22 protein-coding genes are annotated in these 15,401 nt (G+C 33.4%); 21 read left to right on the forward strand and 1 reads right to left on the reverse strand.

The genetic code is table 11. The features are described from left to right. Positions 1-2 precede the first annotated feature (2 nt). From sdhB to FHP05_RS12155, 13 genes are all read left to right on the forward strand, one after another. A complete protein-coding gene (sdhB, locus tag FHP05_RS12095; RefSeq protein ID WP_147668596.1) occupies positions 3-767 on the forward strand; it encodes a succinate dehydrogenase iron-sulfur subunit in 765 nt (254 codons plus the stop codon). Positions 768-869: 102 nt separating this feature from the next. Then, the gene (locus FHP05_RS12100; RefSeq protein WP_147668598.1) at positions 870-1,307 is read left to right on the forward strand and encodes an acyl-CoA thioesterase; all 438 of its coding nucleotides are present in this window, start codon (positions 870-872) and stop codon (positions 1,305-1,307) included. Between the two features lie 588 nt (positions 1,308-1,895). Continuing rightward, positions 1,896-2,294, forward strand: coding sequence for a hypothetical protein (locus tag FHP05_RS12105; protein WP_147668600.1), 399 nt, complete (start codon positions 1,896-1,898; stop codon positions 2,292-2,294). A gap of 71 nt (positions 2,295-2,365) precedes the next feature. Then, on the forward strand, positions 2,366-2,758 hold the full coding sequence (locus FHP05_RS12110; RefSeq protein ID WP_147668602.1) for a hypothetical protein: 393 nt from the start codon (positions 2,366-2,368) through the stop codon (positions 2,756-2,758). Next, positions 2,758-3,045 (forward strand): hypothetical protein, encoded by a 288-nt coding sequence (locus FHP05_RS12115; RefSeq protein WP_147668604.1) that lies wholly within the window; start codon positions 2,758-2,760, stop codon positions 3,043-3,045. Before FHP05_RS12110 ends, FHP05_RS12115 begins: the two co-directional genes overlap by 1 nt. 233 nt (positions 3,046-3,278) lie before the next feature. Beyond that, positions 3,279-3,668, forward strand: a complete 390-nt coding sequence (locus FHP05_RS12120) for a hypothetical protein (protein WP_147668606.1) — start codon at positions 3,279-3,281, stop codon at positions 3,666-3,668. Then, positions 3,668-3,931 (forward strand): hypothetical protein, encoded by a 264-nt coding sequence (locus FHP05_RS12125; RefSeq protein ID WP_147668608.1) that lies wholly within the window; start codon positions 3,668-3,670, stop codon positions 3,929-3,931. Before FHP05_RS12120 ends, FHP05_RS12125 begins: the two co-directional genes overlap by 1 nt. Positions 3,932-4,196: 265 nt before the next feature. Next, complete coding sequence (locus tag FHP05_RS12130; protein WP_147668610.1) at positions 4,197-4,586, forward strand: hypothetical protein; 390 nt, start codon at positions 4,197-4,199, stop codon at positions 4,584-4,586. Continuing rightward, entirely contained in the window at positions 4,586-4,873 is a 288-nt protein-coding gene (locus FHP05_RS12135; RefSeq protein ID WP_147668612.1) for a hypothetical protein, read from the forward strand. Before FHP05_RS12130 ends, FHP05_RS12135 begins: the two co-directional genes overlap by 1 nt. Positions 4,874-5,106: 233 nt before the next feature. Then, positions 5,107-5,502: a hypothetical protein gene (locus tag FHP05_RS12140; RefSeq protein WP_147668614.1), complete on the forward strand. Its 396-nt coding sequence runs from the start codon at positions 5,107-5,109 to the stop codon at positions 5,500-5,502. Continuing rightward, positions 5,502-6,773 carry a lipase gene (locus FHP05_RS12145; RefSeq protein ID WP_147668616.1) on the forward strand — a complete coding sequence of 424 codons (1,272 nt, stop codon included), beginning with the start codon at positions 5,502-5,504 and terminating at the stop codon, positions 6,771-6,773. Before FHP05_RS12140 ends, FHP05_RS12145 begins: the two co-directional genes overlap by 1 nt. Before the next feature lie 4 nt (positions 6,774-6,777). Beyond that, a complete protein-coding gene (locus FHP05_RS12150; RefSeq protein WP_147668618.1) occupies positions 6,778-7,095 on the forward strand; it encodes a hypothetical protein in 318 nt (105 codons plus the stop codon). A gap of 14 nt (positions 7,096-7,109) precedes the next feature. Next, a complete protein-coding gene (locus FHP05_RS12155) occupies positions 7,110-7,367 on the forward strand; it encodes a hypothetical protein (protein ID WP_147668620.1) in 258 nt (85 codons plus the stop codon). 540 nt (positions 7,368-7,907) lie between these two features. Here the strand turns inward: FHP05_RS12155 and FHP05_RS12160 are convergent. Continuing rightward, entirely contained in the window at positions 7,908-8,132 is a 225-nt protein-coding gene (locus tag FHP05_RS12160; RefSeq protein ID WP_147668622.1) for a helix-turn-helix domain-containing protein, read from the reverse strand. 315 nt (positions 8,133-8,447) lie between these two features. Here FHP05_RS12160 and FHP05_RS12165 point away from each other — a divergent pair, with 315 nt between their 5' ends. From FHP05_RS12165 to FHP05_RS15395, 8 genes are all read left to right on the forward strand, one after another. Then, a complete protein-coding gene (locus FHP05_RS12165; RefSeq protein ID WP_147668624.1) occupies positions 8,448-10,004 on the forward strand; it encodes a potassium/proton antiporter in 1,557 nt (518 codons plus the stop codon). A gap of 103 nt (positions 10,005-10,107) precedes the next feature. After that, a complete protein-coding gene (locus FHP05_RS12170) occupies positions 10,108-10,548 on the forward strand; it encodes a MarR family winged helix-turn-helix transcriptional regulator (protein WP_147668683.1) in 441 nt (146 codons plus the stop codon). 31 nt (positions 10,549-10,579) lie between these two features. After that, on the forward strand, positions 10,580-11,398 hold the full coding sequence (racE, locus tag FHP05_RS12175; protein WP_147668626.1) for a glutamate racemase: 819 nt from the start codon (positions 10,580-10,582) through the stop codon (positions 11,396-11,398). A gap of 158 nt (positions 11,399-11,556) precedes the next feature. After that, complete coding sequence (locus FHP05_RS12180) at positions 11,557-12,639, forward strand: GerMN domain-containing protein (protein ID WP_191126340.1); 1,083 nt, start codon at positions 11,557-11,559, stop codon at positions 12,637-12,639. A gap of 147 nt (positions 12,640-12,786) precedes the next feature. Beyond that, positions 12,787-13,563: a ribonuclease PH gene (gene rph / locus FHP05_RS12185; protein WP_147668628.1), complete on the forward strand. Its 777-nt coding sequence runs from the start codon at positions 12,787-12,789 to the stop codon at positions 13,561-13,563. Then, positions 13,560-14,159, forward strand: coding sequence for an XTP/dITP diphosphatase (locus FHP05_RS12190; protein ID WP_147668630.1), 600 nt, complete (start codon positions 13,560-13,562; stop codon positions 14,157-14,159). Before rph ends, FHP05_RS12190 begins: the two co-directional genes overlap by 4 nt. Before the next feature lie 68 nt (positions 14,160-14,227). Beyond that, complete coding sequence (locus FHP05_RS12195) at positions 14,228-14,743, forward strand: metallophosphoesterase family protein (RefSeq protein WP_147668632.1); 516 nt, start codon at positions 14,228-14,230, stop codon at positions 14,741-14,743. Between the two features lie 326 nt (positions 14,744-15,069). Then, positions 15,070-15,255, forward strand: coding sequence for a hypothetical protein (locus FHP05_RS15395; RefSeq protein WP_191126344.1), 186 nt, complete (start codon positions 15,070-15,072; stop codon positions 15,253-15,255). Positions 15,256-15,401 lie beyond the last annotated feature (146 nt).

Below are 15,401 nucleotides of genomic sequence, written 5' to 3' on the forward strand. Positions count from 1 at the left end.
AAATGGCTGAAAATAAAACGGTTACGTTTATTGTTACAAGACAAGATAGCCCAGACTCTTCCCCTTATAAAGAAACGTTTCATGTTCCTTACAAAAAAAATATGAACATTATTTCTGGATTGATGGAAATTCAAAAAAATCCAGTGAATGCAAAAGGGGAAAAAGTTAGTCCAGTACAATGGGAAATGAACTGTTTGGAAGAGGTATGTGGTGCGTGTTCTATGGTAATTAACGGTACTGCAAGACAATCCTGTGCAGCACTTGTTGATCAATTAGAACAACCAATCACAATTGAACCAATGGATACATTCCCAGTTGTTCGTGATTTAATTATCGACCGTTCACGTATGTTTGATGCATTAAAACGAATCAAGGCGTGGATTCCAATTGATGGAACATATGATTTAGGACCAGGACCACGTATGCCAGAGAAGAAACGTCAATGGGCATACGAACTATCTAAATGTATGACTTGTGGTGTATGTCTAGAAGCATGTCCAAATGTGAATGATAAATCTGACTTCATTGGACCGGCATTTCTTTCATTACCACGTTTATATAATGCACACCCAACAGGTGAAATGAATAAAGGTGATCGTCTAAATGCATTGATGGGAGATGGAGGAATCACTGGTTGTGGTAACTCACAAAACTGTGTCCAAGTATGTCCAAAAGGGATTCCATTAACAACATCTATTGCAGCAATGAACCGTGCAACAAATATTCAAGCATTTAAGAACTTTTTTGGTAGCGATAATTCACATTAATAGAATCATACAGAAATGGCCCTTGCCTTTTGGTAAGGGTTATTTTTCAATATAAATGAAAACGTTTTAATTCCTAGAGGGAGAAAGGATTGGTGACAGAACTTGAAACAAATTTCTTATATTAAAGATATAGAAGAATGGAGAAAAGGATTTTCCTTTTATATTCCTATTAAGATTCGTTTTTCTGAAACAGATATGTTTGGTCATGTGAATAATGTATCTCCATTTATTTATTTTGAAGAAGCAAGAATCGATTATTTGAAATCACACGGCTTATTTGGAGACTTGAATGAAGAAGGAATGCCAATTGTATCAGATTTACAATGTGATTATCATCGCCAAATCTTTTTAAATAATGAACTTAAATTATACGTTAAAACAAATACGGTAGGAAACACATCATTTGATTTACATTATATGGCTATAAATGAAAAAGATGAAATTTGTTTAACAGGACGTGGCCGAATGGTCAATGTAAATGTAAAAACGGGAAAACCTTTAGAGTTATCCCAACAAATGAAAGACAAATTCCTCGAATAAAATCTTTAAACATAAATTTGTTAAACAATAAATTGTGGGAACATTCCCGCGATTTATTGTTTAATCCTTATATTTCTTCTACGGACACTTTGTACTATACATTTGAGTTCTTTCATACGAAGTAGCTCCACCACTTGCTTGTGATCATCTTTTGACCCTTAGCTTTTGCATTGGTCATTCAGAGTAATTACAAACATTATATTAATAATTAAAAACTACTACAAACTCATATCCTCCAACGGTTACCACGCTTTAATGGGAGGGATTTACAATATTAAGAAGCATGTTGTTTTTGGTATTCTCCACACTTATCCAGGAACAAATCCAACTGAGAAGTTAGGAAGAATGACGGATTGCTTCTGTAAAAATATTAGAAGAGAATACTTGATTATATCTTGAAACATCTAAAAGGGAAGGAAATATTAGGAAAATGATATTGTAATTTTTATCTAAATGTAGTAACTTTATCAATAAAAAGGTCGGAATATTTAAAAGAGGTAAAAAATTATAATTCATATTCCCTGGGCTGTTGAAGGGGAAATGTACATGATTTTTCTTGTTATATAAATTGAAAGAAGGATTAAACATATGAATAAAAGATGGAAATTTATTGTAATCGGTTTAATATTAATTGCCGGAATGATTGGAGTGGGAGGGAAAGTATATTTGGATAAAAAGGAAGCAGCGAAGGAAGCAGAAATAATTGAGGCTGAGAGAATGTCTGTAGAGGCACTAAAAAATAGATATGCAGAAATCAAGTCTGTTGAATTTGAAAAGAGTGGGTATGACAAAGTGACAGGCTCATATGGTATGTTTATAAAAATGACGAATGAAAAAGATGAATTTGTTAGTTTTAGATATAGCTTTTGGAAAGAATCTGGCGAGCTAGGTTTAAATGTATTGAAAGACGAAAATATACAAGTCAGGGGTGTAACAACAAATAAAGTCCATGTAATTTATTCGAATAAAGAGGAAGGTGAAGTTTAATGTGTACTGAAAAAGATTGTATAATTACTATTGCCTTACTGGTTAGATAATTTAAAGGAGGGATTAAATAGATGAAGAAAAAATGGGTGTTTCTTGTAATTGGACTCCTATTAATTATTGGAATAGGAGGAAAAATATTTATGGATCAGAAGGAAGCAGAGAAGGAAGTGGAAAAAATTGAGGCGGAGAGAATGTCTGTCGAAGCATTGAAGAATACATTTGCAGATATCAAATCAGTAGAGTTTGAAAAAAGTGGTTATAATGTAATGACGGGCTCATATAGAATGTTTGTAAAAATGACAAATCAAGAAGGCAAATCTGTTAGGTTTTCATATAGTTATGAAAAATCTACTCCTTATGAGACAGGTGGCTATATGCTAAAAGATGAAGAGGTACAAATCGAAGGAATAACAACGAATAAGGTCCAAGTAATATATTCAAATAAAGTTGAAGGTGAAGTTTAATGGATACTGAAAAAGATTATAAAATACTGAGTGAACATATTTATTGGATAGATGAAAAACATAAAGGCTATGACCCCGATTTAAAAAAGGGGGAAGTTATAAAAGAAAAAGACTTCGAATACAAAATCCTCAAAATCGAAGACAACACGACCAACGGTATGCAAGCAATGGCTGTTGCACCAGTCAAGAATGGAAAAGTTGATACTTCTGAAGTTGTCATTGCTTTTGCGGTGGCAAATCTTTATAGTCTATTATCCACGTATTATTCTCACAATATATATACATAACCTCAAAAAAATACCTACTATGACTTTTATACCAATTATTTAAATTGTTGAATATATCCATAAGAATTAACTGATTTTATGCTATAATACGCTCAAACGATGTGCTTTATTTAAGGGAAAATTGGTGATTTTCTGATGAACCAGATGAATAGAATGAGAGGTGTGAAATCCGTTATTAGGTGGAAGTATCCATCGGGATTTCATGTGCATCAATCATAGAGAGGGTTAAATATATGAAGAAAAAATGGGTATTTCTTGTCATTGGTTTGTTATTAGTAGTTGGAATAGGGGGGGAAGTATATATGGATAAAAAGGAAGAAAGAAAAGAGACTGAGAAAATTGAGGCGGAGAGAATGTCGGTAGTAGCATTGAAAAACAAGTATGCAGATATAAAATCTGTAGAGTTTGAAAAGAGCGGATATGATGAAATGACAGGGGCGTACGCAATGTTTGTGATAATGACGAACCAAAAAAATGAATCGGTTAAATTTTCATTTACATTTTGGAAAGAAAGAGAAGAAATAGGTTCTGCTGGAGTTAAGGATAGGGAGGTACAAGTTAAAGGTGTTACAACAAATGAAGTCCGAGTAATTTATTCGAATAGGGATGAGGGTGAAGTTTAATGTTTACTGAGGAAATTTATAATGAATTAAGTGTGGAGGTTTATCGGGTAGATCAATCGCATAAAAGTTATGATATTGACTTAAATGAAGGGGAAGTTAGAGAAATTGGGAACTTCAATTACAAAATCCTCAAAGTCGAAGACAACACGACCAACGGTATGCAGGCAATGGCTGTTGCACCAGTCAAGAATGAAAAAGTTGATACTTCTGAAGTTGTGATTGCTTTTCCGGGGATAAATCTCTATAGTCTATTATCCACGTAATTTTCCTCACAATATATATACATAACCTCAAAATACCAAGATTTCCCTACTATGACTTTTATACCAATTATTTAAATTATTGAAAATTTCCATAAGAATTAACTGATTTTATGCTATAATACGCTCAAACGATGTTCCTTGTTTAAGTGAAAACTGGTAATTCCCTGATTAACTAGATGAATAGAATGAGAGGTGTGAAATCCATTATTAGGTGGAAGTATCCGTCGGGATTTCATGTGCATCAATCATAGAGAGGGTTAAATATATGAAGAAAAAATGGGTGTTTATTGTCATTGGTTTGCTATTAGTGGTTGGAATAGGGGGGAAAGTATATATGGATAAAAAGGAAGAAAGAAAAGAAGCAGAGAAAATTGAGGCAGAGAGAATGTCTGTCGAAGCATTGAAGAATACATTTGCGGATATCAAGTCTATAGAAATTGAAAAGAGTGGTTTTGATAAAAAAACAGGTTCGTTTGATGTATTCGTAAAAATGACAAATCAAAAAAATGAATCGGTTAATTTTGGGTATAATTTCTGGATAAGTGAAGAAAACCTAGGAGCTATTATAATCGAGGATGCAGAAGTACAAGTTGATGGATTAACAACAAATAAAGTTCATGTTATTTACTCGAATAAAGAGGAGGATGAGGTATAATGAGTACTAAAGAAAGTTATAAAGATTTTAGTAAGGTTGTTTATCAGATAGATCCAAAGCACAAAAATTATAATCCAGCCATAAAAAGAAATACAATCATAAAAAGTAGAGGTTCGAATTACAAAATCCTCAAAATCGAAGACAACACGACCAACGGTATGCAGGCAATGGCTGTTGCATCAGTCAAGAATGGAAAAGTTGATACTTCTGAAGTTGTCATTGCTTTTGCGGTGGCAAATCTTTATAGTCTATTATCCACGTATTATTCTCACAATATATATACATAACCTCAAAAAAATACCTACTATGACTTTTATACCAATTATTTAAATTGTTGAATATATCCATAAGAATTAACTGATTTTATGCTATAATATGCTCAAACGATGTGCCTTATTTAAGTGAAAATTGGTGATTTTCTGATTAACTAGATGAATAGAATGAGAGGTGTGAAATCCATTTTTAGCTGGAAGTATCCATCGGGATTTCATGTGCATCAATCATAGAGAGGGTTAAATATATGAAGAAAAAATGGGTGTTTATTGTCATTGGTTTGTTATTAGTAGTTGGAATAGGAGGGAAAGTATATATGGATAAAAAGGAAGAAAGAAAAGAAGCAGAGAAAATTGAGGCAGAAAGAATGTCCGTCGAAGCATTGAAGAATACATTTGCGGATATCAAGTCTGTTGAGTTTGAGGCGATTGAATATACTGTCATGACGGGTTATTACGATATGTTTGTTAAAATGACGAATATTAATGGAGAATTTGTCAGGTTTTCTTATTCATTCACAACCAACCATCCAAATGAAATTGATAGTTGGAGAGTCGTAGATAAAGAAAAGGTTCAAAAGAAAGGGCAAACAAAAAATAAAGTTAAAGTAATTTATACTGATGGAAGTGAGGAAGAAATATAATGATTACAGAACGTTCACTTAAGGCATTGAGTCACAAAGTTTATAAAATCGATTCCAAACATTATGGCTATTCCCCTCTAAAAATAGGAGAAATAGAAGAAATCGATGGTGTCGAATATCGAATTATTAAAGTCGAAGACAACACGACCAACGGTATGCAGGCAATGGCTGTTGCACCAGTCAAGAATGGAAAAGTTGATACTTCTGAAGTTGTCATTGCTTTTGCGGGGACCAATCCAAAAGATTCGCTAGATATCATGACTGATATTCAAACAGTAGGTCTTGGAAATAAAGTATTAATTCCTAAGAGCCAGCAAATAGATCTTAGCCAGCATGGTGAGTTAGATGAATTAGGAATTCCCAAGTCCATTGAATATGTTGAAGGGCAAGTTATGGCAGCGGAAAAATTTGTGAACGAGCTTGAAAATGATTATCCAAATGCAATGATGACAACAACAGGTCATTCTTTGGGAGAATACATAGCACTATACATAGCTGCAGAGAAAGGTCTGAAAAATATCGGGTTTAATGGTCCTGACCCTCACAATATCCTATCTCCAGAAGCGAAGCGATGGGTGAGAGAAAACCCTGGAATGCTAATCAATTATAGTAACAAATATGATAAGATTGGGAATGTAAATGGGGATGAAACCGGATCAAGAATCTTAGTTGATATGGATATGGGGAGTAAATTATCGGATACCTTGAAATTCCATAATTTAAGTGCCTGGAAATTTGATAAAGACGGTAATTTATATATTAGTGATTCTTACGAGAATAGGGAAGCACGTCAGATTCGAGCGGAAAAGCTGATGTATCAAAAAATGGCTGAATTATCAATACTTGCGAACAATCTAAATGCAAGTGGTGGTGGATTATCGTCTAATGAGGAAATATTTCTAGATAATGCGCAGGCATTGTTAACGGTAGATTTTATTTCTCAATCAATGAAAATTGGATTAGAATCTGTCATAAACATTTATAAAGATGCCATTACAGAAGCAGAGGAAATCTGGGAAAATGGTATTGAACTTGCACAATCCATTGGTACAGAATTAAGTTATGGTGAAATTCTAAGTGCTTTAGAGGCGAGGGGCGTGACAAAATACTCCGTTGTATTTGAACCTACCGCTTATTACCGAGAAAAAATAACTAATGCCTTAAGAGTTGGGGAGGACTTTGAACGTCTTGCAACGGAAATAAAAGCAAATATTGAAGAGTTAGAGAAGGCTGATAAAGATTTAGCAAATCAAATTCAACGAGGAGCGTGAGCCATTGGATAAAATAGAAATACTAGAAAAGGAATATCGCTCAAAAAGAAGAGTTTATGAGGAACAAGAAGAAGAGCTTTTCAAAGAAAGGGATAAAGCAACATCTATAATAGATGAGGTTCAAGACAGAAGTCATTATTATTTAAAAGACATTGTCCCAGAACATGACATACTAATGCGTGGATTTCGACAGACGGAGAAGATGAGAGAGGATCTAATTGACTCAACTAAAGAGGAACTTAAGAAGTTATCAAGAAAAATAGAAAGATTAGACGAAAATTACTATAGTAAATTACGAAAACTTAATGAAAATGAAAAATAAAGGAGAATATTATCATGTTAATAATAGATTTTAAGAAATTAAAGAAAGAAGCCGAGACATTGTGGATTGAAAATGTAGTGGCTGACATAATGGTTTCTCAAGTGGCGAACAATTATCAAAAAACTAAAGCAGCTGCTTCAGAGGAAGGCTTTTCTATAAAAGAAGGCTTGGAAAATAACTCTGAGAACTTAGCCAGTTCAGTAAAGGGTAAGTTTGGAAAACGAGTTAGAGAGACAATTAAAATGGAAGCAAACAATATGGATGAACTTTAATATTAAAAGAATAAATTTATTTTTAAAATATATGAGAGCGACTTAGCAACTACTGAAAAAATATTATATATATCATAAATGTAATAGGTAGACATCATACAAAGTAAGGTTGTATAATCACGAGTATATTAGTCCAACGTATTTTTCTTCAGTTATTTTTCTTCTAATAATTTCCTGCATAATAAGAAGATTTTTAGTTTGTTTTCTCTCCAAATATAGTCATTAAAATTCAGCCAATTACATAGGAATACTTAGCATCAGCAGATATAAAAAGCTATCATATAGGTTTACTAATAAAATTATTGATATCGGTGAAACAACATTCTAAGTTAGCTCACGCTAGAGCTAAGCCCTTTTATATCACGAAGAATGGAGAAGTCGATTTAGTTCTTATGAGTATTGATGTATTTGATATACTTTAGGTAGCAAGGTTAAAAATAAAAAACCAATTCCTTCAAAGAAGATCAAGATAGGGATTTTTATAATTTGAAGCAGTAAATAAGATAAACCGACTTCCACAAAGGAAAGTCGGTTTTTCAGTTAGAGCTTTAATTCCCCCATTCGGAGAAGCTCCACCACTGCTTGTGAGCGTCCTTTGACCCCTAGCTTTTGCATTGCATTTGAAATGTGGTTCCTTACTGTTTTTTCGGAAATAAATAATTCCTGGGCAATATCTCTTGTTGTTTTATCTTGTACTAAAAGTTCAAAAACTTCCTTTTCTCGTTTAGTCAGTATTTGCTTGGAATTGTACTCGCTTTCCTTCAAATGTTAACCCCTCCCTGCTGTCATAGAGCTGCATTTTGAAGGGTAATTACTAGTCAATAACATATTATGTCATAAAAATTAAATGGTGAGCACATTTCTGTTTATTGTAAATTAGACTAGCTGTAAGCCCCCTGCTGATTGAAGTTTCATTTTATCTTTATGATCTTGCAAATGACCCTTTCTATTATTTTTATTTATATATTAGTGTAAAATTATCGGATTTTTCATCTTTTTTGGTATAATAGACAATGGGTTATTTATTTTGCTGATTTTTCTTGGCTTAATAAACAATAAAACACAAAACTGGGGGATATCATGTTACAGGAATTAACGCAATCAAATAACATTGTACTACTCTTCTCTTTATTATTAATCATTAGTGTTCTCGTTACTAAGTTCTCTTCTCGAATGGGTGTGCCTACACTTGTTTTATTTATCCTCGTTGGAATGGTTGCAGGAAGTGATGGTTTGGATATCATCTACTTTGATAATGCAAAATTGGCCCAATTAATTGGTGTTTTCGCACTCGTTATTATTTTGTTTGAAGGTGGACTACAGACAGAATGGAAAAATATAAAGCCAATTATTAAAACATCAGCAATATTAGCTACTTTAGGTGTTTTGATTACAACAACGGTTGTTGCAGTGGCAGCGAAGTACATCTTAGGGTATTCATGGTTAGAAGGATTTCTTATCGGTTCCATTATAGGATCAACAGATGCAGCAGCTGTTTTTTCTGTTTTAAAAGAAAAGAATATAAAGATGAAAATAAAATCAACTCTTGAAGCAGAATCCGGTTCTAATGATCCGATGGCGATGTTTTTAACTATTTCTGTTATCCAATTGATTATAGGAGAACAAGATAATATTTGGTCTCTTATTGGTAATTTCTTTTGGCAGATGGGTATTGGTTTAATATTAGGTTATGTCATTGGAAAAATTGGAGAAAAAGCTATTAATCATATTAATTTAAACACAAGTGGTCTATATCCTCTATTCGCTATTTCATTTTCTTTCCTTACATATGGTATTACCTCATTATTTGATGCCAGTGGTCTACTAGCCGTTTATATTGCTGGGATTGTGATTGGAAATTCGGATGAATTAACTTATCGTTACTCTATTTTCAGCTTCAATGAGGGATTTTCATGGATGGCACAAATTGTGATGTTTGTTATTCTTGGTTTATTTGTGTTTCCAAGTAATTTATTTACCTTTGATAATATTACAAAGGGATTATTTATTTCCGTTATTTTGATGTTTATAGCAAGGCCTGTTGCCGTCTTTACAAATCTCATAAAATCCAAATATTCATTAAAAGAAAAGCTATTTCTGTCATGGGCCGGATTACGTGGTGCAGTACCGGTTGTATTAGCGATATTTCCAATGTTGGCAGGTTTGGAAAATAGTCAAGCTATTTTCGATATCGTGTTTTTCGTTGTCTTAACCTCTACATTAATTCAAGGGTCAACCATAACGTATATGGCTGAAAAATTAGGCGTAGATGATCCGCAAGCAACAAAACCAGTTCATTCATTAGAATTAATTTCTATTGGAAAAACAAATGTGGAAATGGTTGAATATCATGTAACAAAAAGAAATAAAATTATTGGAAAAAATCTAGAAGAAATTCCTTTAACAGATAATACACTCGTAAATGCCATTATTAGAGAAGAAGATATTATTACTCCTGGTGGACAGACAGTTATTAAGAATAATGACATATTATACATTCTTGTACCAAAGAAAAAGAAACGAGAATTAATTCAAATCCTAGAAAGAAATATGGAGGAAAAACAATCAGAAATAGAATCCAAACAACAAACAGAAACTGATAAAAAGGCATCAAAAAAGAAGGGTGAATCCCAATAAATAAAAGATGTGGAGGAAGACTTTATTGTTCATGATTTATTTTGTGGTATGATGTATTCTGGATGTTAATTGGGATTGAAAGGAAGGAACTAACTTGGAAAATATGATACCAGAAGAACTTGTTGCTGATCTAGAAAAGCAATTACGTCGAATTTCTGGCTTAATTAAACAAAGAGGACGAAAAATATTAACAAACTATCCGATAACTCCTTCCCAATTCATTGCACTACAATGGATTGTAGAAGAAAAGAATATAACCATCGGTGAACTCGCACAAAAAATAGGCTTAGCATTTAGTACGACGACAGACCTTGTAAATCGGATGGAAGCAAATGGCTTAGTTCGACGAGTAAAGGATGAACAAGATAAAAGAGTGGTAAGAATCCATACTTTAGAAAAGGGAAATTTACTTATTAAAGAAGTGATTGCTGTTCGACGGGAGTATTTAAATGATATTTTACAAAGCTTTTCTTATGAACAAACAAATGATCTTAATCAACTACTAACGTTATTATATGGAACCATGCAAAACAACAGAGAGTAAGTTTAACACATAGAAAAAGAGGCGATTTTTAGTGAAACGACCGATTGGAGTGATTGATTCTGGTGTTGGAGGATTAACCGTAGCACATGAAATGATGCGCCAGCTTCCAAATGAAACACTCATTTATCTTGGAGACACATTACGTTGTCCATATGGCTCAAGATCAGAACAAGAGATTATTCAATTTACAAATGAAATGGTAGATTTTTTATTAAAAAAAAATATAAAAATGTTAGTTATTGCTTGTAATACTGCCACAGCATATACACTTGAAAACTTACGTAAAACCTTACCGATTCCTGTTCTAGGAGTTATTAAGCCTGGTGCCAGAGCAGCAATAAAAATGACGGTCAGTAACTCCATTGGGGTAATTGGTACAGAAGCAACGATTAAAAGCAATGCCTATGAAAAGGCTTTGAAAAATATTAAACCTGAGATTGAGGTTCAATCCTTGCCATGTCCATTATTTGTACCGATGGTGGAAAGCGGAATCTTGTCTGGACGCAAAGCAGAAGAAATTGTCAGGGAATCACTTGCCCCATTTATAAAACAAAAGAACATGGATACATTGGTACTTGGTTGTACACATTATCCGCTTCTTAAAGAAACGATTCAATCTGTTACAGGTGATGACATTAAGATTATTTCCTCTAGTGATGAAACAGCACGAGAAGCAAGTGCCATTTTAGAAGTTCACGAACTATTACGTGCAGATGATGATAAAACTGATCACATGTTTTATACAACTGGAGAGCTAGATGTTTTTGAAAGAATTACAAGGGAATTGTTCAAAACCACTGTCCATGATATTCAAAAAGTAAATATTCATCAAATTAACAACTCAATCTAGTCTTAATGATTTCAAACTTCAAATGAATAATAATTATTTATAAAAAAACAGGATAAAAGCTATCCTGATTTTTTTATGTTTGTTTTTAGGAGAGATTGGTCTATTTTTACGATGGGCTCGTATATATAATAGTACAAACTATCGTAGGAGGGAATGGCATGCGTAAATATAGAATATTTTCTATTCTAATCATTTTTTGTTTTTTCATGGTGTTAACTGGATGTATGAAGGGTGAACAAACTCTTGAAGAAATAGATCCACCAAAAGACGCCGAAACTGTTGATAAACAAAACGAGAACAATAATACAAAAACAGTGAATGAAGATGGAACAAGTAAAGACGATGTAAAAGGCGAACAGGAAATGATTGCCCAAAAGGTATACTTAATAGATGCAAATGGAATGGTAGCGCCTCAGACAATAGAAGTATCTTTCCCTGAATCTGGAGAAGTTGCAAAACAGGCACTAGAATACTTAGTAAAAGAAGGTCCTGTCACACCAGTATTACCGAATGGATTCCGTGGTGTTTTGCCTGAAGGAACGGAAATATTAGGTCTTACTTTACAAGAAGATGGGACAGTGGTTGTTGATTTATCTGAGGAATTTAAAAATTATGACGCGAAAGAAGAAAGAAAAATATTAGAGGCTATGACACATACACTAACTCAATTTGATAATATTGATAAGGTCAAGCTCTGGATTAATGGGAAGGCACTTGATGAAATGCCTGTTGATGGAACACCCGTTTCAAATGGATACTCCAGGGCAAATGGAATTAATATCACAGAGTCAGATGCTAATGACTTATTAACAAGTGAAACTGTCACCCTTCATTTACCAGCCGAATATAATGATACAAGATATTATGTACCAATAACGAAATATGTGCAAAATAAAGATGATGACGTATATGAGGCTGTCGTAAATTCTTTATTGAATGGTCCTGGATACCATAATAATTTAATTCATGTATTTAATGAAGAAACACGTCTTACCGAGGAACCGGAATTAAAAGATGGCATTCTGCAGCTCGTGTTTAATGAAGATATTTTAAAAGATCAGGATAAAGCAATGCTTTCAGATGAAGTTATGGAGACATTAACACGTAGTTTAACAGAACTTCAAGGAATTGAAGGTGTGGACATAAAAGTGGAAAATAAGGATAAACTTGTAAATGAAAATGGTGAAAAAATGGAAACACCAGTAATGGGAGAAGCTGTTGCAAATGATACGACTTTATAAGGTGTAGAGGCAGATAAATGCCTCTTTTCTTTTGAATAAAAACATATGATGATTCCATGTGTGATAAACATAAAATCACACATGGATTATTTTCGGAAAACTGCTTAAAATATGGTAAGCTAGATATGAAAATGAAGGAGGAAAAAAATGAATAACAATACAAATAGACAAGTTGACAGAATGCGTTCTGTACATATAATACCTAATTTTGTAAAACATCCAGAAGGTTCTGTTTTAATACAAGTTGGCGATACAAAAGTTATTTGTAATGCAAGTATTGAGGACAGGGTTCCTCCTTTTATGCGTGGACAAGGAAAGGGCTGGATTACAGCAGAATATTCCATGCTCCCACGTGCAACAGAACAACGTAATATACGTGAATCTTCCCGTGGAAAAGTAAGTGGTCGAACAATGGAAATCCAACGTTTAATTGGTCGTGCACTCCGTTCTATAGTAGATTTGGGTCAAATTGGTGAACGGACGGTTTGGGTTGATTGTGATGTCATTCAAGCAGATGGTGGAACGAGAACGGCGTCTATTACAGGGGCGTTTGTTGCTGTTGTACTAGCATTTGGGAAATTACTCGAAGATAAAGTTATTAAAGAGATGCCTGTTACAGATTTTCTAGCAGCTATTTCCGTCGGGATTATGGAAAATGGTACAGAAATACTTGATTTAAATTTTGAAGAAGATTCAAAAGCAAATGTTGATATGAATATTGTCATGACAGGTTCTGGTGAATTCGTTGAAATTCAAGGAACAGGGGAAGAAGCGACATTTACTTCGAGCCAATTAAAAATTTTATTAGATTTAGCTGATACCGGTATTAAGCATTTAATTGATAAACAAAAAGATGTCTTAGGTACAGAGCTTGTAAAGCGAATTGGTGAAACAATAAAAACAAACGATAGTGATGAATCATGACAAAGCAAATCATTATTGCAACAAAAAACAAGGGAAAATCAAAAGAGTTTAAAGAGTTTTTTGCTAAATATGGAATAGAAGCAATTTCATTATTAGAATTAGATGAGGAAATTGTAGATGTAGAGGAAACTGGTAATTCTTTTCGTGAAAATGCTGCACTAAAAGCAGAAACAATCGCAAATCACTTACAACAAATGGTATTGGCTGATGACTCGGGTCTAGAAGTTGATGTGTTAGACGGTAAACCTGGAATTTATTCGGCAAGATATGCTGGCGAACCAACAGATGATGAAAAAAATATTCAAAAACTGTTACAAGAATTAGCTGGTGTGCCAAAAGAGAAGCGGGGAGCACGGTTTGTTTGTACACTTGCGATAGCAGAACCAGGAAATGAGACTATTTTTCGAACAGGTTTTTGTGAGGGGAAAATAAGTACTCAGAAAAAAGGGAATCATGGTTTTGGTTATGATCCTGTTTTTGTTCCGGAGAATTATAATCTAACAATGGCAGAACTTCCATCAAATGAAAAAAATAAGATTAGTCACCGAAAATACGCGATGGATGAATTAGAAGATTGGTTGGAACAAAGTAATTAAGAGATAGTAAATGTTATTTATCCGTATGACTTGTAAGGAATTTATTGCGATGTATAAAGGATGGTTCCGTGAAACTGTTAATTATTAGTGATAGCCATGGATTAACAGATGAAATTGTAAAAATCAAAAATCGACATCAAATTGATTATTATATTCATTGTGGGGACTCTGAATTAACCTTCCATTCCCTTGTGATGAAAGAATTTATGAAAGTTGCTGGTAATTGTGACTTGGATACATATTATCCACAAGACTTAATTATGGATAAGCAAGGAATTAAAATTTTCATCACACATGGACACCATTACCATGTTAAACGGAATTTACACACACTTTCTTACCGTGCTGAAGAGGAACGAGCCGCTATAATATGTTTTGGCCATACCCATATTGCTGGAACAGGCAAAATGAATGGTCAATTATTTATTAACCCTGGTAGTATCCAACTTCCGCGTGGGCGTAAGGAAAAAACATACGCCATCTTGGATGTAAACTCAGGAAATCAAGTTGCTCAAATAAGTTTTTATACAATTGAAGGGGAAGAAGTACAGGAGTTGTACCGGCAATATACATTAGAAAAATAAGAGTTTAAGTATTAATTAAAACACCGATAAATATACCCCATATTTATCGGTGTTTTATCGTCTAACAAGAAATAAGATGTATTTCAACTATATATGGAAAGTCTAAAGTAAATCATAAATTATTTTTAAACAAAAAATTTAACAGGGGATGATTTATCCGAACGAATTATAAGGAGATGATGGAAGGATACCATGATATCATTACTAGATGTAAGAAAATCACACACAACTTCAACACTTATCACAGATGTTCTTCATGTAAAAAAGGTGCATACTCAGGAAGAAGAAAAATATTAGTAGAATTTAATAAGGAAAAGGTTGAAGATGTGGATTCGAAGTATAATAGCTTAGGTAATCAAGGAGATAAAGAAACCGCAGAAATTTTCAGTACTTTACGGTATACAAAAGAGCCTTTACTTGTAGAAGGGCGACTTGATGTTGGTATTAAAGTAGATGAATCTAATTATAAAACGATGTTCCGGTTATACGATGCAACATTTACGCCAATTTAGAAACAAATCAACGCTTGAATAGAAGTACTTCAAGCGTTTTTTGTATCGTAATTTTTTCTAAGAGATAGAATTCATAAAAATTCATTTTAAGTGTTGACAAAAGATCAAAAAGGTCATATAATAATTTTTGTGGCCAAAACAGTACT

The sequence above is a fragment of the Cerasibacillus terrae genome, from assembly GCF_008039555.1.
Taxonomy (GTDB): Bacteria; Bacillota; Bacilli; order Bacillales; family Amphibacillaceae; genus Cerasibacillus; species Cerasibacillus terrae.